Genomic DNA, 20,426 nt, shown 5'->3' on the forward strand with positions numbered 1-20,426 from the left:
CGCGCTTCAGCTTTCCTGAAAGATCGGCAGCCGCAAATACAGATCGGCGACCCAGTCGATGAACACGCGCACGCGCCGCGGCTGATGCCGGTTCGCCGCGTACAGCACCGACACCACGCGCGGATGCGTCGGATACCCGGCGAGCACGCGCCGCAATGCGCCGCTCTTGAGATACGCATCGAGCGTGTAGCTCGAGCTCTGGATGAGCCCGAGTCCCGCGAGTCCGGAAGCGATGTATGAATCCGCGTCGTTGACCGCGATCTTGTGCTTGAGCGCGATGCTGCGCGTCTCGCCATCGACGACGAATTCCCAGTTGCGCACGCGTCCCGACTTGTTCATCACATAGCCGACGGCGAGATGCCGGTCGAGATCGTCGAGGGTCTGCGGCTCGCCGTATTGCTCGATATATCCCGGCGATGCACACGTGATCTGCGTATAAGCGCCGATGCGTTTCGCCACCAGCCCGACATCCCCGATCGCGCCGACTCGCACCACGCAGTCGACGGCGTCTTCCACGAGATCGACCTGCCGGTCGGTCAGCAGCAATTCGACGCCGATATCCGGATACGCCGCGAAGAATTCCGGCAGCGCGGGAATGACGGTGCTCTTCGCCATGACTTGCGGAAGGCTGACCTTGACGTTGCCCTTCGGACTCAGCTTCGAATGCGATAGCGAGGCTTCCATGTCGTCGACTTCGCCGAGCACGCGCACGCATCGGTCGAAATAGGCTTCACCGTCTTCGGTGATGCTGATGCTGCGCGTCGTGCGATTGAGCAGCCGCGCGCCGAGATGCGCTTCGAGCGCCTGCAGCGTCCGGGAGACGCTTGCGGGTGGAAGGCGCAGCGCGTCGGCGGCTTTCGAGAAACTGCCCGATTCGACGACGCGCACGAACACTTTCATTGCGAGGAAGCGGTCCATGCTGGAGTCCGGAAGTATGAGTCAGCGGTCAGGCCGACATCATACTCAGGACAGCCCGAGTCCCCGGCAAAGCGCCCACGAGTATTGCTCGATGAGCGCCTGAAACGGCGCGTGATGCCCATACGCAATCGACGAGACCGCCAGCAGCCCGACGCCCGCGACAGCCGCGCGCGGCATCTTGCGCGGCTGCTCGAACACGCGCATGAGCAACATGCCGGCGATGGCCGCGCCGAGCAGCCATCCCGCGATGACTTCGCTCGGCGTGTGCGCGTCCTGGATGATGCGGCTCGCACCGATCATCGCGGCGAGTCCGAGGCCGCCTGCCGCGCCGAGCCGATACCATGCGCCGCCGAAGCTGCCGAACAGCAGCGCGCCCGCGACGGTGTAGATGGATGCGGCGAGCATCGTATGCCCGCTGATCATGCGGAAGCTGATGGCCGAAATCTCCAGCCCGCAGCCCGCATAGAGAATCTTGGAGAGGCCGACGAGGCCCATGCCCCCGGCGAGCAGCACGGCCCAGCGCAGCGCGAGCCGCCAGTCGACAGTGCGCAGCCACAACGCGCAGACGAGTGCCAGTGGCAGCGTGAAGGCTGCATCCCCGAGGTTCGAAAAAATCCAGAGTACCTTTGTTTCCATACGTGTCCGTTGTAGGTATCGAAGGTTGGAAAATGCCTACGAGCTGTCCGCCTGCTTGCGGCGGCCGGCCATGCGATATTCCGTCGGCGAGATCGAGAGCCGCTTGCGGAAGATCTTCGCGAGGCCGTCGCCGCTGCCCGCGCCGCAACGCCGCGCGATCTTGTCGACCGGCAGGTCGGTGGCGGCGAGCAGCATGCAGCTGGCGTCGAGCCGGGCGCGCAACAGGTATTCCGATGGCGTCAGGCCGATCTGTGCCTTGAAGCGCCGCAGGAAGTTGCGCTCGCTCATTGCGGCGACGCGTGCGGCATCGGTGATCGAAATCGGCCGCACGTAGTTTTCGCGGATCCAGCGCGCGGCCGCGTCGATCTTCTGGCGCACGCCGCCGCCGTCGGTGTCGTCGAGCACGGTGGCGAGCTTCTGCCACGCGCCGGGAATCGACCGCTCCGAGACTTCACGCGCGACGGCCGCGCCGTAATCGCGCTTGACCATCGACAGCGCCGCGGCGATCGGCCCTTTCGGGTCGTCGAGCGTGAGCGTCTGCTCGGCGATGCAGAGCGCATTCGACAATGCCGGCGGCATCGCCTCGGCGGCGGAGTCCCCGGCGAAATCGAGCGAGCGGTTCTGCAGCGTGAGATTCGCGGCTGCCAGAAGGTGCGCGCCTTCGCCGATTGCCTTGATGAACGGAATCTTCGGCGCGATGCGGCCGAGCTGCTTGCGCAACATGACATCGTGGCGTGCCTGCCGTGCGCCGGGGCCGCCCGCGATGAAGAGCGCATCGCATTCGTTCATCCATCGTGCTTCGAGGCTTTCGGTCCAGATACGCATCGAGCAACTGCTCGCGACGCTGCCTCCTTCGCTGGACACGAACTGCAGCGAATAGTTCGGCAATTCTGCAAACGATGTGGACGATGCGTGCGGTTGCTCACGCAGTCCGTGCGATTCATCGTCGGGCGGGCGCACCTGATTGGCGAGCGAGAAGACCTCGGAGATCGAACTGACTTCGACGAGAGAGAAGTCCTCGAAGACCAGAATGCCGATCCGCTTTGCCGTATCGGCAGACCGTGGGTCGGGCCTGGGCGAGCGCACGACTTGCAGCCGGCCCCGGCCCATACCATTGGCGTATTCCATCGACTTTCTCCTGTCGACCGGAGCGGGCGCGTTGAGCCGCTTTCGGGCCGCTCTGAGGCAGCTTCGAGGCCGCTTTGGGCGCTTGGTGCGCCTCGCTCGGGTCACATGCAAGACGGTTGCTTTCATCCCCCTTGTTCCGGTGAGGAACGTCGAAAGCGGGAAAACTAAGCTCACATGCGTCGCACTATACGCGGCAGGGAACGGGCATCGGCTTGACAGTCTGAAAATGACGAAGTGTTGGCAGATGATTTCGATATCGGGCGAATAAGCTGACGCTACTCGTGTCGTCTGATGAAATCGGCGATGGCGACAACAACAAGAGGCGGCCGCAAACGCTCGATGAAGCGTTGCGTTCGCCTTTGCACATTCAACCAACAAGGTGAGCCGATGCTAAAAGTGCGCAAGGCGGTATTTCCGGTGGCGGGACTCGGCACGCGATTCCTTCCTGCAACGAAGGCGAGCCCGAAGGAAATGTTGCCGGTGGTGGACAAGCCGCTGATTCAGTACGCGGTCGAAGAGGCGATGGCTGCGGGAATCACGGAGATGATCTTCGTGACGGGCCGCAGCAAGCGCGCGATCGAGGATCACTTCGACAAGTCGTATGAGATCGAAGCCGAGCTCGAAGCGCGCGGCAAGGAGAAGCTGCTCGAACTCGTGCGCGGCATTTTGCCGAGCCATGTGACGTGCATGTATGTGCGTCAGGCGGAAGCGCTCGGTCTCGGGCATGCGGTGTTGTGTGCGGAGAAGCTCGTCGGCGATGAGCCGTTTGCTGTCGTGCTCGCGGATGACTTGCTCGATGGCGAGCCGCCTGTGCTCGCGCAAATGGTCGATGTGTTCGATCATTATCACTCGTCGGTGATTGGCGTCGAGGAGATCGATCGCAAGGATTCGCGATCCTATGGCGTCATTGAAGGCAAGCCTTGGGACGATGGGCTTTTCAAGCTATCGCGTGTCGTCGAGAAGCCCGAGCCGGCTTTGGCGCCTTCCAATTTTGGTGTCGTCGGGCGGTATGTTTTGATGCCGCGCATTTTTGAATTCCTGCGGAATCAGAAGCCCGGGACCGGTGGCGAAATTCAGTTGACCGATGGGATCGAGGCGCTCCTCTCGCAAGAGCAAGTGCTCGCTTATCGGTATCGCGGGAAACGGTTCGATTGCGGCAGCAAGCTCGGGTATCTCAAGGCTACTGTCGAGTTCGCGCTTCGGCATCCTGAGGTTCGAACCGAGTTCGAAGAGTATCTTCGGGGGCAGTTCTTGGGTTCTGCTTCTTCTTTTTCTTCTTCCTCCGCTGCTGCGGTTGTCGACGAGCCTGTCGTCGATGCTCAGGACAATGCGGATCTTTCTGTCGTCGAAGAGTAATTCCTTCTCCTTCTGGAAGCTTGTATTCGCGTCGGTCTATTAGCTCGCCCCGGGGAGGGGCGCACTAATAGACCGACACGAACATAAGTACATCGACGGGAAGTACATCGACACGAACAAAGTCCACCGACGCGAATACAAGTCCACCGACGAGAACAGAAACACAAGCACACCAACCCAAACCAAAAAACCATCAAGAAAAATATGCCTTAGTATTCTCATGCACATCTTGTGAAGCAAGCAGATCATCAACGTGCAACCATTGATACTCACTGTGCTGATCGAACCGCCCGATGGCCACATTCCCGCTCAAGGGAAGCGCATAAGCGAGCACGACATAGTGCGTCCCGAACCCTTCGACCCCGGAGAAGTTATCGCGATAACAGTGCTCAAAAACCCCATAAAACCGCGCAGAAGACCGCTCGACGCTAGCGACCCCCAACTCACTCCGAACAATCCGCCTGAACGCCGCATCGAGCGATTCATCCTTGGCAATCCGCCCGCCAGGCACGAACCACGTCCCCTGTGCCGGCCGGTTCCGACGCCGCCCCACAAGCACCCGCCGATTGCCATCGGTGACAATGAGATCGATCGACACCAGCGGCGCTAGCCGAACCACTGTCATGAAATCCGCTTCGCTCAGCATCGCCGTTGCGTTGGTCATTTTTTTCTTTTGATCGTTATGAATGTTGAATGCCGGTCCCCGTTTGAACAGACGCAGCGCAAATTCAGTGTAGCGCGAACAGGCATGCGACAGTCAGCCGCAGCACTGGTCATAAACGACTAAATCAGGCTCTATTGCCCCGCATAACCCGCAGGCTTCGTCACATTCGCACGCATCGCCGCGGCGTTATCGGACACGACATAGAGCGGCGCTTCGCTCAACACCAATGGCAAGCGTCCATCGCGATATGGCATCGCCGATGCATTGCCCATCATGTCGAATACCGTCACCGTGCCCGACTTGCCCGGCGCATCTACGACAAGACCGTAGTCGACGCCATGCGTCGCATCGAAGCCGTCGCGGCCCGGCCACGATGCATTGCGATGCGTCCACAACGCCGTCACCACCTTGCCGCCATTCAGGCGCTGAAACGCATACGCATAGACGCCGCGCGGCGTGCCGTTCAGATAACCCAGCGTCGTCGTGCCGTCGATGATGCGCGTCATCGCAGCCACCGCCATCGCAGCAGGCTTCGGGCTAATCTGCGTCTGCCCGAACCCGCCCTCCGCATTCACGAGATCGAAGAACACGCCATAGCCCACCTCCGGCGGATCGGCGCTATAAAACACGAAGCTCACGTCCGCACCTTCGCCAAGCAGAATCAGATGCGTGCGTGCGACCACCGCGCCTTGCGCATACAGCACGTTCCAGTCGGGGGTATGCGCGCCGTACTTGCTGCCGATGTCATAGCTCACACCCGTCTCGGTGACGAACAGCTTCGCGCCCGGCTTAACGATGTCCGTCATCGCGCGACGCAACTCGCGCATCGCCGCGGGCATCGCTTTCGCCGATGTCGATGCGTCCGCATCGAAACGCTCCGGCGGATGCGAGGGCGACGTGCCCACGTCGTAGTAGCCATGCACACTCACGCCATCCAGATACTTGCCGATGCCGAGCGGCGCGAGACGCCTGAGCCACGTCGTATTCGATGCGAGATTTGACAGCGTCAGCCCCATCACGACCGCGTTCGGATCGCTAGCATGAATGGCCTCGTGCGTGGCCTTGTACACCGCAACGAGATTCGCATCCGAATCGCGCCAGGGCAGGCCGCCTTCGTAATCGGGCTCCCACGTCACCTGATAGTAGTTGTGCGACTGCTGCGCGAACCAGCGCTTGCGCACGGTGTTCGACTCATCGCCCACGCGCTTCATGTAGTCGCGGTAAGCATCGAGCGATGCCGGCGCGTAGCTGTGCGTGCGCTCCTTCGTCGGGCTCGCCCAAGCGGGGATGCCATCGAGCTGAATGAGGCGCAGCAGGTCGCCCGGCTTGAAGAACGGCGCGAGATTGTCCGCCGATGCGTTGAACGTGTGCGGGCCTTTCTCTTCGGTCACGTACCAGTTGCGATTGTCGTTGACCCACGTGAGACCGAGATCCGGATAGAGCGGGCGATAGCCATCGCCGGAGCAGCACGTCTCGCCGGGCTTCAGATACGCGGCGCCCTGACCGCCGAAGCGATGCTGATCGGGATGCGAGTACGTCACGGCCGGCAGCGCCGCCGATACATCGGGCAGCACGCCGAACGTCGCGATGCCCGAAGGCCGCGTGCCGCGCCGAGGCAACATGCCCTTGTCCGATTCGAGCGATGCGCTCACCGCAAAGTACCCCGCTGCACGCGATGCACACGCGAGCGTGTACGTCCCCGGCTTCGCATCGACGGCGAAGCGGCCGCTCGCCTTCACCACGTTCCATGCGTCGCGGATCTCCCAGCTCACCGCGTCGGTCGACTTCGCCCGCGTCGTAATTGCAACGGAAAGCGGCGCATTCAGCGCGAACATGCGCGTGCCGTTGCTGCCGGGCGTGTCCGCCTCGATCGCCGGACCGCTTGCTGCGGCCTGCACGGGCGCTGCCGGCGCGTCGCAGCGCATCGGCGGCGTGTCGAAGGAAGCGCGCCGCGCCGTTGCGTGCGCGGCGGTCTCGTCGGACGTTGCGCTGTCGCAGGCGGTCATCGTCAGAAGCAGGGCGATGGCCGCTGTCGCGCAGCGTGCGGTCGGGAATCGATTCATCGTGCGAATGATCGGACTGAAGGTGCGGGCACCCACGATGACTGCAGCGCCCGACGCGAACCGTACGGGTCCGCACGCGCGCCGCGCGTTCGTCGGATGAATGCGTCATCGCGCCGTCTCGGAACTGATCAGACATGAAACAGAAGCGCCGGTCGCCCGGTTACTGATGCGCCACGGCGACCGGAAAACTTGACCGATGCATCGCATCGTTGCGTCTTAACATTTGTTTCCGCCGGACATCATATTAATCGGGTCAATCCCGATGTATTCCCCGGAGGAATCGCCGCGTCGCGCAACCGTTCGTTCGTATTAACCTTGAACTGTGCACTGCCGCAATCCGACTAGGTTTTGGCGGAAATGTCCGGCTCCCAACGCCTTTGCTCGTGGTGCCTGACGGGGGTTTCACCCTCGTGCAGCGCAGCAAGTCAATTCATAACAAAAGACCGGATTATGTCCGTGAATAAATAGTCGCAATGCGTTTTAAAAATCCGTTTATGCGTATTAGATAATCTAAATCGAGAATGAGCGTCGATTAATAAATGAACGTATTCCGCATTTAATCGACGGTCGGGAATGACGCGTGTCTGTATCAAAATCTTACTGCCGATAAACCAAAAATTGCCGATTCGGCACGCGCGAACGAGCGGCAATGCCGTCTTCGATGTTTCATCGATGAATCATTTTCAAACGCTGTTCTGAAACTCCGGAAGCGTTCGATAGGCCGCACACGTCCGCGCAGCGGGGCTTCTGGCGCTTTGAGTGGGCGATCGCACGGAAAAGGCGCGGCGTCGGATTGGCGAATCCATCGACCGTTCGTATGAAGAATTAATGAATTGGCGGCGATCCGCATTGAAAGACCCTCAAATTGATTCCGGACGTGGTTATCAATGTGCGGTCACCCTCATAACCGAACAGATTTTGTGGTTTAAGCGCGAAAATCGAACCCACGCAAAACATTGTCTGCTTATTATTCACACCAGCGGAGACGATTCCGCCAACCTCTCGTTCCCATCGGTCACGGCAACCCGGCGCAGTTCGGGAACGCCTTGATGCAATGCAATGGCCGAGTAACTCTTCCGCACCCTGGAAACAAAGCTGCAGAGGATGACCATGCCTTACGCCACGCTCGAACCCGCAGTGATGGGTTGGATGCCTCCCTCGACGAGACCGTCGCAGGCCGAGGTGAAACGGATTGCGATTTTGCTGTTCGACGGATTCTCGCTACTGGGTGCGGGAATCGTCGCTGAAGTCTTTCACATGGCCAATGAGCTCTCGTCGGCCAAGGCGAAAGCCGACTGCACCTACGACGTGCGCTTTCTCTCCGTCGAAGGCGGCAACGTCGCCTGCTCGTCGTCGGTGCGCGTGTGGACCGACGGTCTCGACGCGCGCCACTACGGCGGCTTCGACGCACTGTTCGTCGCGGGCGGCCGGGGCGCAGAGGAAGCCGCGAAGGACGATCGCATCGTCGAATGGGTGCGTCGCGTGAACGGCAAGACCACGGCCATCAAGTCGATCTCCGAAGGCCGCAAGGTGCTGGAGGCGGCGGGTATCGGCCACGCGTTCGATGCACAGGCGCGCTACGGCAACGCGATCATGCCGCTCGTGCGCGACGAACAATCGGGCGATGGCGGCGACCGCTACGAGTCGATGAAGGGCGCGCTGATGATCGTCAAGCGCGATCTCGGGCTCGACGTATCGCGCAGCGTGGCCGAACGTCTCATGCCCGGCTCGGCCGCGAAGCTCGTGTCGATTCTCGGCGACAGCGGCGCGGCCTCGGCGGGCGACAAGATTCGCGCGGCGGCACGGTGGCTCCAGGACAACTGCGAGCGACCGATCTCCGTCGTCGATGCGGCGCAGGTCGCCGCGATGAGCGAGCGCAACTTCCTGCGCCGCTTCAAGATCGAGATGGGCATCACGCCATCCGATTATCTGCTGCAGGCACGCCTTGCCGTGACCTGCGCGCTGCTCACCGACTCGGAGTTGCCGGTGGACAAGATTGCGCGCAGGAGCGGCATGGGCAACGGCGACAGGCTCGCCAAGATTTTCCGCAAGCGCCTTCTGATTTCGCCGACCGAATACCGGATGCAAAGCCGGCGCGAGGCAAACGGCTGAGAGCCGGACGCGTCAGAAGGGCCAGGAGACAGCAAGGCCGAAGCACAAGGCGTCCCTCTGTGTGGGGTAGCGGACAGGGGTGGCGTAAAGCGTCGAACATTTGGCCGGACCATCTTGGTCCGGGGCCCAATCATTCTCGGGCGGCAGTGATTCAAGCAAGCCGCGAACGAACATGCAGGCAGGAGTCCTACGATGAGCAATGAGACACGCACGGAAGGCGAAGTGACGACAAGCAGCAGCGACGTGCAAACGAGCGTGGCCACGACGGCCGCACCGTGCCGCCGGCTGGTTTCCGTCATTTTGGCCGGCGGCTCGGGCACGCGCCTGTGGCCGATGTCCCGTGAGCAATTTCCGAAGCAGTTGATCGGCGTCGTCGGCCGCGACTCGCTTTTGCAGGCCACCGTTTCGCGCATGAAAGGCTTTACGGGCGACTTCAACGTGAGCGCCGAGCCGATCATCGTGTGCGGTGAAGAGCATCGCTTCACGACGGAAGAGCAGACGCGCGAAAGCGGCGTCAGCGCGAAGATCATCGTCGAGCCGGCACGCCGCGATACGGCCCCTGCGCTCACGCTGGCCGCGCTCGCCGCATGCAGGGACGGTCAGGACGCGATCATGGTCGCGATGCCGGCCGACCACTCGATCGCCGATATCCCGGCGCTGCATCGCGCAATCGCGATCGCCGCCGAACACGCCGAACGCGGCGCGATCGCCACGCTCGGCATTCCGCCGACGCGTCCCGACACCGGCTTCGGCTATATCCGGCTGGGCGGCGCGCTGTCCGACGGCGCGCACCAGATCGACCGCTTCGTCGAGAAGCCCGCCGCCGAACTCGCCGCGCAATACGTCGCAGCGGGCACGTACTGGTGGAACAGCGGCATCTTCGTCGTGCGCGCAAGCGTGTGGCTGGCCGCGTTGCAGAAGCTCAATCCCGACATGTTCGCGGCGTGCCGCGCGGCGCTCGGCGAAGGCAAGGACGACGGCAAGTTCTTCCGCCCGAACGCATCGCAGTTCGGCAGCGCGCCGTCCGATTCGATCGACTACGCGGTGATGGAGCACATCGGCACGCCGAACGCGCCGTGCGAAGGCGTCGTGGTGCCGCTCGTCGCGGGCTGGTCGGACCTCGGTTCGTGGGATGCCGTCTGGGACGCGATGGACAAGGACGACTCGGGCAACGTCGCGAGCGGCCGCGTCGTGTTCGAAGGCGCGACCTCGAGCTATGCGCGCTCCGAAGGCGGACGCCTCGTCGCATGCGTCGGCACGACCAACATCATCGTCGTCGAAACGGATGACGCGGTGCTCGTCGCGGACCGTTCGCGCGTGCAGGACATCAAGGGGCTCGTCGCGCGCATCCGCGAACAGCATGCGCCGGAAGCGGACACGCATCGCAAGGTGCGCCGTCCGTGGGGCTTCTATGACTCGATCGAGCACGGCGAACGCTTCCAGGTGAAGCGCATCGTGGTGGCGCCGGGCGCGCAGCTCTCGCTGCAGATGCATCACCATCGCGCGGAACACTGGATCGTCGTGTGCGGAACGGCGCTCGTCACGCGCGGCGACGAGCAGTTCCTTCTTTCGGAAAACGAATCGACGTTCATCCCGCTGGGCGTGCGGCATCGCCTCGAAAACCCGGGCAAGGTACCGCTCGAGATGATCGAAGTGCAGTCGGGCAGCTACCTCGGCGAAGACGACATCGTTCGTTTCGACGATACGTACGGCCGTAGCTGAGCGCCGCGCGTAACACTGGGCCTTCGCGGCGGCGCTTAAAGACATTGGCGCCGCCCGCGAGAGGGAAGATGAAAAGTTAGCTGGGCGGGATCGATTTCGTTCGGGGAAAAGACATGCGCGATTTACAAGGATTGCTCGCGCGCCTGTTCGACGTCGCCATGATCGTGGGCGGCGCGGCGTTGGCGTCGCAGATCAGGTTCGAGAACATAGCGGTGCCCGCCTATTCGGCGGTGTTCGTCGCTTTTGCGGCGGCGTTTTCGCTTGCCCTCTTTCCGGGCTTCGGCGTCTATGAATCATGGCGCGGCCGCAGGAAAGTCATGCTCGTCTGCCAGGTATCGCTTGGCTGGCTGGTGGTGCAGGGCTGCGCGCTCGCGCTGATGTTCTCGCTGCATCGGCTCGACTATGTGTCGCGCCTCTGGTTCGCATACTGGACCGCGATGTCCGGCGTGCTCATGATCGGCGGACGGCTTCTCACGCATGTCGTGCTCGCACGCATGCGCAATGCGGGCATGAACCTGCATCAGGTCGCGGTCGTCGGATGCGGCAAGCATTGCAATTCCATCGTCAGGAAGCTCGAACGTGCGAAGAACTCGGGCTTTCGTGCGAGCGCCGTGTTCAACGTCGCGCCCGAATCGGGCCGGCTCAATACGCGCGTTCCCGTGTTCGAAGATCACGATGCCTTCGTGAACTACGTACGCACGCACAACGTGCACGAAGTGTGGCTCGCGTTGCCGCTTTCCGAGGAACGCACGATTCATCGCTTCGTGAACGAGTTCCGCGAAGAGCTCGTGAACGTGCGCTTCATGCCGGATGTGCGCAGCCTGTCGCTCTTCGAAAGCAGCACGACCGACCTGCTCGGCGAAACCGCGATCAATCTCGTTGCATCGCCGATCTCGCAGAGCGCGCTCCTGCAGAAGGAGATCTTCGACCGTGTGTTCGCGCTCGCCGCGATCATCGCCATCTCGCCGCTGCTGATCGCCATTGCAATTGCGATCAAGCTGACGTCGCGCGGTCCGGTGTTCTTCAGGCAGCGTCGCAAGGGCGCGGATGGCCGCGTGTTTCGAATCTACAAGTTCCGTTCGATGCGACTGCACACGGAACAGGCCGGAGTGGTCCGTCAGGCCACGCGCAACGATCCGCGCGTGACCCGTGTCGGGGCATTCCTGCGCCGTACCAGCCTCGATGAGCTGCCGCAGTTCTTCAACGTTCTGCTCGGCGACATGTCGGTCGTGGGCCCGCGTCCGCACGCACTGGAACATGACGATCTTTATCAGAAGGTCGTGTCGGGGTACATCCATCGTTACCGGATCAAGCCGGGCATCACCGGCTGGGCCCAGGTCAACGGCTTTCGCGGAGAGACCGATCTCATCGAAAAAATGGAAGGACGCGTCGCTCACGACTTGTACTACCTGGGTAATTGGTCGTTCGGCCTCGACATGAAAATCATCGCCGCAACGATCTTCAAGGGACTACGCCACACCAACGCTTATTGAATGCAGGGGACGACCATCATGCACAATCAACAACAACCGGGCACCACATCCATGGCCGCCAATACCAACGTGTCGGGCGTCTTCCGGCTTTCGAGCCTGGCGGCTGCTGCTTCGTTCTGCGTGATCTTCGCCGGTTGCGCGCTCGCACCGGGCATGCACATGGAAAAGCCGGCCGCGCTCGCGGAAACGTCGAACGACCAGGGCGATACCGCCACGGCCGTGAACATTCCGATCACGCCGATCGACCTGTCGCTCGTGCGCAAGCTGAAGGCCGCGCAGCCGGTCTCCACGGTCGATCCGAACGCGAGCCTCTACGGCAAGCCCACCGCGTATCTGCTCGGACCGGGCGACGTGCTGCAGATCACGGTCTGGGATCACCCGGAACTCGTGGCCGCGCTCGGCCAGCCCGCGCAGCAGACGCGTCTTGCCGATGCCGCGCCCGGCTTCGTCGTCGATGCCGACGGCAACCTGCAGTTCCCGTATGTGAACCGCGCGATCCACGTCGCGGGCAAGACGGAATCGCAGGTGCAGCGCGAGCTGTATGCGGAGCTGTCGAAGGTCTTCGTGAAGCCGCAACTGACGGTGCGCGTCGCGTCCTTCCGTTCGTCGCAGGTTTATATCGACGGCGAAGTGCGCACGCCCGGCTCGCAGCAGATCAACGACATTCCGATGACGCTCACCGAAGCCATCGGACGTGCGGGCGGTTTTGCACCGACCGCGGATCAAAGCCGTGTCACGCTGATCCGTGACGGCGTGACCTATCACATCAACATGGCGGGCATGACCGCGAAGGGCCGCAGCCCCTCGGACATCATGCTGAAGCCGGGCGATGCACTGCGCATCGATTCACGCGAAGACAACGGCGTGTACGTGATGGGTGAAGTGACGAAGCCGGCCACGGTGATCCCGATGCGCAACGGCAAGCTGACGCTCTCGGATGCGATCTCGCAGGCCGGCAGCTTCAATGCCGAAACGTCGGATCCGAAGGAGCTGTACGTGATCCGCAATGGCCAGACGGACAACCCCGAGGTGTACAAGCTCGATGCGCGTTCGCCGGTGTCCATGCTGCTCGCGAACAGCTTCGAGCTGCAGCCGAAGGACGTGGTCTATGTGGACAACAACGGCCTCGTCCGCTTCAGCCGCGTGCTGAACCTGCTGTTGCCTGCGATCAACGCGGGTCTGACGGCAGCGGTGATCACCAAGTAAGGACTTCGTTTCTGGCTTCAACCGGCGCGCGCGGGGCGCGCCGGCGTTCTGTGCGACTTTTCAAAGAAATAAGCGAGCGAGACCATGGCCATAAACTTTGATGCACGCTACTCGGACGTCTCGACCGGCGACGAGTTGCGATTATCCGACTATCTGGCGGCCGTCTTCGGCAACTGGAAACTCGTGACGGTCGTTATGCTCGCGGTGGTCGCACTCGGCGCCGCGTATGCATTCGTTGCGCCGCCGACCTACAAGGCCGACGCGCTCATTCAGACCGAAGAGACCAACGCCAACAACAACGCGAACGCGAACGTCAATGCGGTGCAAGCCGTGTCGCAGATGTTCGACGCGAAATCCACCACGGCCGCGCAGATCGAACTTCTGCGCTCGCGCCTCGTCGTCGACGATACCGTGCGCCGTCTGCACCTCGACATCAGCGCCGCGCCGCATGCGGTGCCGGTGATCGGCGGCGTGATCGGCAGCGCATTGTCCACGTTCGACGTGAAGGTGCCGGAAGGCTATCTGTCGCGCTTCGCATGGGGCAACGAGCAGATCGACGTGCCGCTCTTCGATACGCCGAAGGAGCTGTACGAGCAGAAGTTCACCGTGGTTGCAGGCGAGAACGGCTCGTATGTGCTGAACGATCCGAACGGCGTGGCGGTCCTCTCCGGCAAGGTCGGCGAGGAAGCGTCGGGCATGACGCCGCAAGGTCCGGTCAGGCTGAAGGTCGACAAGCTCGTCGGCGCACCCGGCGTGCACTTCGACGTCCAGCGTTTCTCGACGCTCACGACCATCGACAATCTGCAGCAGCGTCTCACGGTCGCTGAAACGGCCCTGCAGTCGGGCATCATCAGCGTGAGCCTCGAAGGGCGCAATCCGAAGGAGATCGCGCAGATCGTCAACAACATCGCGAACCGCTTCGTGCAGCAGGACTCGGACAAGCGATCGGCCGAAGCCGAGCACACGCTCGCCTTCCTCGACCAGCAATTGCCGATTCTGAAGAAGCAGCTCGACGAAGCCGAGCAGCGCTACAACACGTTCCGCAATCGTCAGGGCACGGTGGACCTGAGCGAGGAAAGCCGTCTGCTGCTGCAGCAGATCGTCGACAACAAGACCAAGCTCACGGACCTGCAGCAGCAGCGCGCGGAACTGTCGCAACGCTTCACGCCGCATCATCCGTCAGTGCAGGCGCTCGATGCGCAGATCGCTTCGCTCTCCGGCGCGCAGACGCGTCTCGGCAAGAACGTATCGACGCTGCCGGACACGGAGCAGACCGCACTGCGTTATCTGCGCGATGTCCGCGTGAACACCGAGCTGTACACGAACCTGCTCAATAGCGCACAGCAACTGCGTATCGCGAAGGCGGGGCAGATCGGCAACGTGCGCGTGGTGGACTATGCACAGCCGGCCGATGATCCCGTGCGTCCGAAGCGCCTCATCGTCATTCTGATTTCGGCTGGCGTGGGCCTCGCGCTCGGCATCCTGTTCGCGCTCGTTCGCAAGTCGCTGTATGGCGGCGTGGAGCGTCCGGAAGAGATCGAAAAACAGCTCGGCGTGCGCGTGTTCGCCATCGTGCCGCGCAGCGACACGCAGCTTCGCCTGCAACGCAAGGTCGGCATGCGCAGCGAAGGCATGCACGTGCTGGCCGCGCAAGCGCCAGAAGATGCAGCGGTGGAGGGCATTCGCAGCCTGCGTACGTCGCTGCAACTGCAACTCGCCGATGCGCGCAACAACGTCGTGATGATGACGGGCTCGCGTCCGGAAGCCGGCAAGTCGTTCCTGTCGGCGAACCTCGCGACGCTGGTTGCTTCGACGAGAAAGCGCGTGCTTCTGATCGACGGCGACATGCGCCGCGGCGATATCCACTCGCACTTCGGCGTGCGTCATTCGCCGGGCCTGTCGGATGTCCTGATGGGCGCGGATGTCGAGAGCGCGATCCTGCATGACGTGCTGCCCGGTGTGGACCTCATCACGAAGGGCACGTTGCCGTCGCATCCGTCGGAACTGCTCGCCAGCGAGCGTCTCGGCGAGATGCTCGATCAGCTGAAGCAGATGTACGACCTGGTGATCGTCGATACCCCGCCGGTCCTCGCCGTCACCGACGCGACCGTGATCGGCAAGCATGCCGGCACGAGCCTGCTCGTCGTGCGGCACGGCAAGAACCAGGTGCAGGAAATCGGCGAAACGATGAAGCGCCTGCAGCACGGCGGCGTGAACATGAAGGGCGTTCTGCTGACCGACGTGCCGCAATCGAAGATGCTGATGGGCAGCACGTACGCCGGCTACTACGGCTACGAAAGCATCGCCGAATAAAACTACAAGCAAGACCAGCAATAAAAAAATAAACGCGGCGCGTGCACGCGCGCCGCTTTCAGACCGAAAAACAAGAGGTTACGCATGGACCGCAAAGTTGCTTTGATCACGGGGATCACGGGGCAGGACGGGTCGTATCTGGCCGAACTGCTGCTCAACAAGGGTTACGAGGTGCATGGCATCAAGCGCCGCAGCTCGCTTTTCAACACCGACCGCATCGATCATCTTTATCGCGATCCGCACGATCCGGATCAGCGTCTCTTCCTGCATCACGGCGACCTGACCGATTCGACGAGCCTCGTGCGCATCATCCAGCGCGTGATGCCCGATGAAATCTACAACCTGGCCGCGCAAAGCCATGTGGCCGTGTCCTTCGAAGAACCCGAGTACACGGCGAATGCCGATGGCCTCGGCGCACTGCGCATCCTCGAAGCCATCCGCATTCTCGGCCTCGAGAAGAAGACGCGCTTTTATCAGGCATCGACTTCGGAACTGTACGGCCTCGTGCAGGAGATTCCGCAGCGCGAAACCACGCCGTTCTATCCGCGCAGCCCGTACGCAGTGGCGAAGCTCTACGCCTACTGGATCACGGTGAACTATCGCGAAGCGTATGGCATGTACGCGTGCAACGGCATTCTGTTCAACCACGAATCGCCGGTGCGCGGCGAGACCTTCGTCACGCGCAAGATCACGCGCGCCATCGCGCGCATCGCAGCGGGCCTGCAGGACGATCTCTATCTCGGCAATCTCTCCGCGATGCGCGACTGGGGCCATGCGCGCGATTACGTCGAGATGCAATGGATGATGCTGCAACAGGAGCAGGCCGAGGACTTCGTCATCGCAACGGGTGTGCAGTACAGCGTGCGCGAGTTCGTGCAGCAGGCGGCGGCGGAGCTCGGCGTGCACGTGCGCTTCGAAGGCGAGGGCGTCAATGAGATCGGCATTGTCGATCGCGTGGAAGGGCGCGAGACGAAGCTGCGTCCGGGGCAGGTCATCGTGCGCGTCGATCCGCGCTACTTCCGCCCGACGGAAGTCGAAACGCTGCTCGGCGATCCGACCAAGGCGCACGAGAAGCTCGGCTGGCGTCCGGCCACGTCGTTCCAGTCGCTCGTGAAGGAGATGGTGCGCGCGGACTATCAGATCGCGCGTCGCGACGCACTCGTCACGCTCGCCGGTTTCAAGGCCCTCGAACATCACGAGTAAAGGCGCCATGGACAAGCAAGCACGAATCTTCGTGGCGGGGCATCGGGGCATGGTGGGATCGGCGCTGGTGCGCCGACTCAGGGCGGCCGGCTACCAGAACATCATCACGCGAACGAAGGCGCATCTCGATCTCACCGATCAGGGCGGCGTGAATCTCTTCTTCGAAGAGAATCGGATCGACGTGGTGTTTCTGGCGGCGGCGCGCGTGGGCGGCATCCTCGCGAACTCGACGTTGCCCGCCTCCTTCATCTACGAGAACCTGGCGATCGAAACGAACGTGATCCACGCGGCCTGCCGCTGGAACGTGTCGAAGCTCGTTTTCTTCGGGTCGTCCTGCATTTATCCGAAGGCCTGCCCGCAGCCGATCAGGGAAGAGTATCTCCTGCAATCCGAGCTCGAGCCGACCAACGAAGCGTATGCCATCGCGAAGATTGCGGGCCTCAAGATGTGCGAGGCCTACAACCGTCAGTACGGCACGCACTTCGTTTCGGTGATGCCGACCAACCTCTACGGCCCGAACGACAACTACGATCTGAAGAGCAGCCACGTGCTGCCGGCGCTGATGCGCAAGGCGCACGAAGCGAAGCTGCGCGGCGATGACACGCTGCCGGTCTGGGGCACCGGCTCGCCGCGCCGCGAGTTCCTGCATGTCGACGATCTCGCCGACGCCGCGGCCTTCCTCATGGAAAGCGACGTGAACGACGGCGTGTTCAACGTCGGCGTGGGCCACGATCTGACCATCCGCGAACTCGCGCAGACCGTGTGCCGCGTGGTGGGCTTCGAAGGCGAACTCGTGTTCGATGCGAGCAAGCCGGACGGCACGCCGCGCAAGCTGCTCGACGTATCGAAACTGGAAGGCATGGGATGGAAGGCGTCGATCGCGCTCGAAGAAGGCATACGCGCGACGTACGAGGACTTCCTTGAACGCTATGCATCGATGCCGCAGACCCTGGTGACCGCCTGAGTCGCGACGCATCCTTTCGCAGGGATAAAACAATAATGTCAGCTTCAGTGACCATCTTTCATAACGTGGTGTGGTCGCGGCACAAAGGGGAAGTGCTGTCCGCGCTGCACAACATTTCGGGCACCGGCTCCATCCGCTATTCGATGGTGCAGATCGCGGATACGGAGCACGACCGCATCGGCTTCTCCGATGTCGATTACTCGTTTCATCGCTATCCGATGAAGAAGCTCTACAACGGATGCTATGAAGACGTGCCGACGTGGCGCATGACCGCGCGACTCGTCTGGGAAGTGCTCAAGGCGAAGTCGGACCTCGTGGTTTTGCCGGGTTATCACCGGCCCGAATACTGGGCGATGATGGCCGCGTGCATCGTGACGGGCAAGCGTCGCGCCGTGTTCTGCGACTCGACTGCGCGCGACAATCCGCGCCGCATGCTGACGTCCATTCCCAAGCGCGTGTTCTTTGCGCTATGCGATGGTTACTTCGCGTTCGGCACGCGCAGCCGCGAGTATCTGATGTCGCTCGGCGCGAAGCAGGAGAAGATCTTCATTCCGTGCCAGGCCGCTGCATTGCCGCGTTCGTTTTCGCCGGATACGGTGATTCCTGACCGTCTGGCGCATCGTCAGGGCAACAAGCCGGTGTTTCTGTTCGTCGGGCGCTTGTCAGCGGAGAAAGGTATCGATACCCTCGTCGATGCATTCAAGCTGTTGCGAAAGAGCGTGCCGAATGCGGAACTGCGCATCGTGGGGACGGGGCCTCTCGGCGATGAGCTCAAGAAGCAGGTAGCCGATGCCGGCTTGCAAGGCGCGGTGCACTTTCTGGGCAGCCTGCAGGACGCGCCGCTTTCGCGCGAGTACTTCAGCGCGACGTGCATGGTGTTGCCGAGCAAGCGCGAACCGTGGGGCCTCGTCACGAACGAAGCATTGAATCATGGATGCCCGGTGATCGTGAGCGAAAGCTGCGGCTGCGTGCCGGAGCTGGTCGTCGAAGGCGTATCGGGGTATGCGTTTCCTGCGGGGGATGTCGCGAGCCTGCATCGAACCATGCTCAAATCGCTGGAAGCGTTCGCCGATACGGCGGGCGTCGCGAGGCGCTGCAGCGATGTCATTCAGCGCTTCGATCCGCCGTCGGCAGCGGCCAACATAGCACGGGGCTGTGCGCTGCTGCTGACGAATTGATGAGTCGATCGACACGGGGAAGGAGGGCGCACTACACGCAGTGATCGAGGGCTGGCGCTTCGCGGGCGACGAGGACACGCCCGGGACTCGAAGCGCGATTGTCGGGCGAGGGACCACATGAAAATACTGATATACGGGCTGAATTACGCGCCCGAGCTGACGGGAACCGGCAAATACACGGCGGAAATGGCGGAAGCATTGGCGCAGAGCGGGCACGACGTGCGCGTCGTCTGCGCGCCGCCGTACTATCCGGAATGGAAGGTCGGCAAAGGCTATGCGAGCTGGCGGCCTCGCTTCGAGACGCGCAAAGGCGTGCGCCTGTCGCGCGCGCCGTTGTGGGTGCCGAAGAAGCCGAGCGGACTGAAGCGCATGCTGCACCTCGGCTCCTTCGCGGCGCTGTCGCTGCCTGCGCTGCTCCTGCATGGACTCTGGCGTCCGCATGTCGTGATGACCATCGCACCGAGCCTGGCCAACGCGCCGGGCGCGCTCGCACTGGCTCGTCTCACCGGCGCGCGTTCATGGCTGCATATTCAGGATTTCGAAGTAGACGCGGCATTCGATCTCGGCCTGCTCAGGAACGCACGCGCGGCGCGTGGCGCACTGGCGTTCGAGCGCTGGCTGATGCGCCGTTTCGACGTGGTCTCCTCGATATCCGACAAGATGGTCGAGCGCGCGGTGAAGAAAGGCGTGGCACCCGCCGATGCCTTTCATCTCCCGAACTGGGTCGATACCACCGCGATCTATCCGCTCGACGGCCCGAGCGCCTTCCGCCGCGAACTGGGCATCGGCAGGCACACGAAAGTGGTGCTTTATTCGGGCAACATGGGCGCGAAGCAAGGTCTCGAAGTGCTGGCGGCCGCCGCCGCGGACTTCGCTTCGCGCGATGACGTGGTCTTCGTCTTCTGCGGCAACGGCGCGACCAAGGCCGAATTGCAGAAGCGTTGCGCGGATTTGCCGAACACGCGATTCCTCTCGCTGCAACCGGTCGAGCGTCTCAACGAGCTATTGAATCTCGCGGACATCCACGTACTGCCGCAGCGCGGCGATGTCGCGGACCTCGTCATGCCCTCGAAGCTCACCGGCATGTTCGCCAGCGCGCGCGCCGTGGTGGCGATGGCGCATCCCGGCACCGAGCTATACGAAGCGGTATCGGGGCGCGGCGTGGTGATCGAGCCGGAAAGCGTCGAGGCGTTGACCGATGCGATCTCGATGCTCGTGCGCAATCCGGCGTTGCGGGCTCGCTATGGCGAAGAAGGGCGCCTCTTCGCACAGGAACGACTCTCGCCGCAATCGGTGTTCGCGCGGCTCGAGGAACGCCTGAAGTCGCTCGTCGGCGATACGGCAGCGGTGCGTGGCGGCGATGCAGTCGAGCTGCCGATCGTCCGCATGAAAGAGCGTGCGCCGATCCTGCCGCAAGTCGAAAAGATCGAGTGACCGCGTCGGCCGTTCGGTGCGCCGAACGGCCGATGA

General features: G+C 62.5%; 16 protein-coding genes. 11 read left to right on the plus strand and 5 right to left on the minus strand.

Annotation, left to right across the window (positions count from 1 at the left end):
* Window positions 1-6 precede the first annotated feature (6 nt).
* Genes P9220_RS07310 through P9220_RS07320 form a run of 3 tightly spaced genes read right to left on the minus strand, consistent with a single transcriptional unit; the run spans window position 7 to window position 2,682 of the window.
* On the minus strand, window positions 7-918 hold the full coding sequence (locus tag P9220_RS07310; RefSeq protein ID WP_309764239.1) for a LysR family transcriptional regulator: 912 nt from the start codon (window positions 916-918) through the stop codon (window positions 7-9).
* 45 nt (window positions 919-963) lie between these two features.
* Complete coding sequence (locus tag P9220_RS07315) at window positions 964-1,554, minus strand: phosphatase PAP2 family protein (protein WP_309764240.1); 591 nt, start codon at window positions 1,552-1,554, stop codon at window positions 964-966.
* A 36-nt stretch (window positions 1,555-1,590) separates the two neighbouring features.
* A complete protein-coding gene (locus tag P9220_RS07320; protein WP_309764241.1) occupies window positions 1,591-2,682 on the minus strand; it encodes a helix-turn-helix domain-containing protein in 1,092 nt (363 codons plus the stop codon).
* 387 nt (window positions 2,683-3,069) lie between these two features.
* On the opposite strand from P9220_RS07320, the gene galU reads away from it, so the two are divergent.
* The gene (gene galU / locus P9220_RS07325) at window positions 3,070-4,038 is read left to right on the plus strand and encodes a UTP--glucose-1-phosphate uridylyltransferase GalU (RefSeq protein ID WP_309764242.1); all 969 of its coding nucleotides are present in this window, start codon (window positions 3,070-3,072) and stop codon (window positions 4,036-4,038) included.
* Between the two features lie 193 nt (window positions 4,039-4,231).
* Here the strand turns inward: galU and P9220_RS07330 are convergent, their stop codons facing one another.
* Both P9220_RS07330 and P9220_RS07335 read right to left on the minus strand, forming a co-directional pair.
* The gene (locus P9220_RS07330) at window positions 4,232-4,684 is read right to left on the minus strand and encodes a GDP-mannose mannosyl hydrolase (protein ID WP_309765414.1); all 453 of its coding nucleotides are present in this window, start codon (window positions 4,682-4,684) and stop codon (window positions 4,232-4,234) included.
* A 149-nt stretch (window positions 4,685-4,833) separates the two neighbouring features.
* Window positions 4,834-6,765 (minus strand): hypothetical protein, encoded by a 1,932-nt coding sequence (locus P9220_RS07335; RefSeq protein WP_309764243.1) that lies wholly within the window; start codon window positions 6,763-6,765, stop codon window positions 4,834-4,836.
* Window positions 6,766-7,524: 759 nt separating this feature from the next.
* Between P9220_RS07335 and P9220_RS07340 the strand changes: the two genes are divergently transcribed.
* The 10 genes from P9220_RS07340 (at window position 7,525) to P9220_RS07385 (ending at window position 20,390) form a co-directional block, all read left to right on the plus strand.
* Window positions 7,525-7,815 carry a hypothetical protein gene (locus tag P9220_RS07340; protein WP_309764244.1) on the plus strand — a complete coding sequence of 97 codons (291 nt, stop codon included), beginning with the start codon at window positions 7,525-7,527 and terminating at the stop codon, window positions 7,813-7,815.
* A gap of 60 nt (window positions 7,816-7,875) precedes the next feature.
* A complete protein-coding gene (locus tag P9220_RS07345; RefSeq protein ID WP_309764245.1) occupies window positions 7,876-8,877 on the plus strand; it encodes a helix-turn-helix domain-containing protein in 1,002 nt (333 codons plus the stop codon).
* A 192-nt stretch (window positions 8,878-9,069) separates the two neighbouring features.
* Complete coding sequence (locus P9220_RS07350; RefSeq protein WP_309764246.1) at window positions 9,070-10,599, plus strand: mannose-1-phosphate guanylyltransferase/mannose-6-phosphate isomerase; 1,530 nt, start codon at window positions 9,070-9,072, stop codon at window positions 10,597-10,599.
* 113 nt (window positions 10,600-10,712) lie between these two features.
* On the plus strand, window positions 10,713-12,092 hold the full coding sequence (locus P9220_RS07355; protein ID WP_309764247.1) for an undecaprenyl-phosphate glucose phosphotransferase: 1,380 nt from the start codon (window positions 10,713-10,715) through the stop codon (window positions 12,090-12,092).
* Window positions 12,093-12,143: 51 nt separating this feature from the next.
* Window positions 12,144-13,298, plus strand: coding sequence for a polysaccharide biosynthesis/export family protein (locus P9220_RS07360; protein WP_309765415.1), 1,155 nt, complete (start codon window positions 12,144-12,146; stop codon window positions 13,296-13,298).
* 84 nt (window positions 13,299-13,382) lie between these two features.
* A complete protein-coding gene (locus tag P9220_RS07365; protein WP_309764248.1) occupies window positions 13,383-15,611 on the plus strand; it encodes a polysaccharide biosynthesis tyrosine autokinase in 2,229 nt (742 codons plus the stop codon).
* An 84-nt stretch (window positions 15,612-15,695) separates the two neighbouring features.
* Complete coding sequence (gmd, locus tag P9220_RS07370; RefSeq protein WP_309764249.1) at window positions 15,696-16,814, plus strand: GDP-mannose 4,6-dehydratase; 1,119 nt, start codon at window positions 15,696-15,698, stop codon at window positions 16,812-16,814.
* Window positions 16,815-16,821: 7 nt separating this feature from the next.
* On the plus strand, window positions 16,822-17,778 hold the full coding sequence (locus tag P9220_RS07375; RefSeq protein WP_309764250.1) for a GDP-L-fucose synthase: 957 nt from the start codon (window positions 16,822-16,824) through the stop codon (window positions 17,776-17,778).
* Between the two features lie 35 nt (window positions 17,779-17,813).
* Window positions 17,814-18,956, plus strand: a complete 1,143-nt coding sequence (locus tag P9220_RS07380) for a glycosyltransferase family 4 protein (protein WP_309764251.1) — start codon at window positions 17,814-17,816, stop codon at window positions 18,954-18,956.
* Window positions 18,957-19,073: 117 nt separating this feature from the next.
* Entirely contained in the window at window positions 19,074-20,390 is a 1,317-nt protein-coding gene (locus tag P9220_RS07385; RefSeq protein WP_309764252.1) for a glycosyltransferase WbuB, read from the plus strand.
* Window positions 20,391-20,426: the final 36 nt, after the last annotated feature.

It is taken from the genome of Caballeronia sp. LZ016, from assembly GCF_031450805.1.
Lineage (GTDB): Bacteria > Pseudomonadota > Gammaproteobacteria > Burkholderiales > Burkholderiaceae > Caballeronia.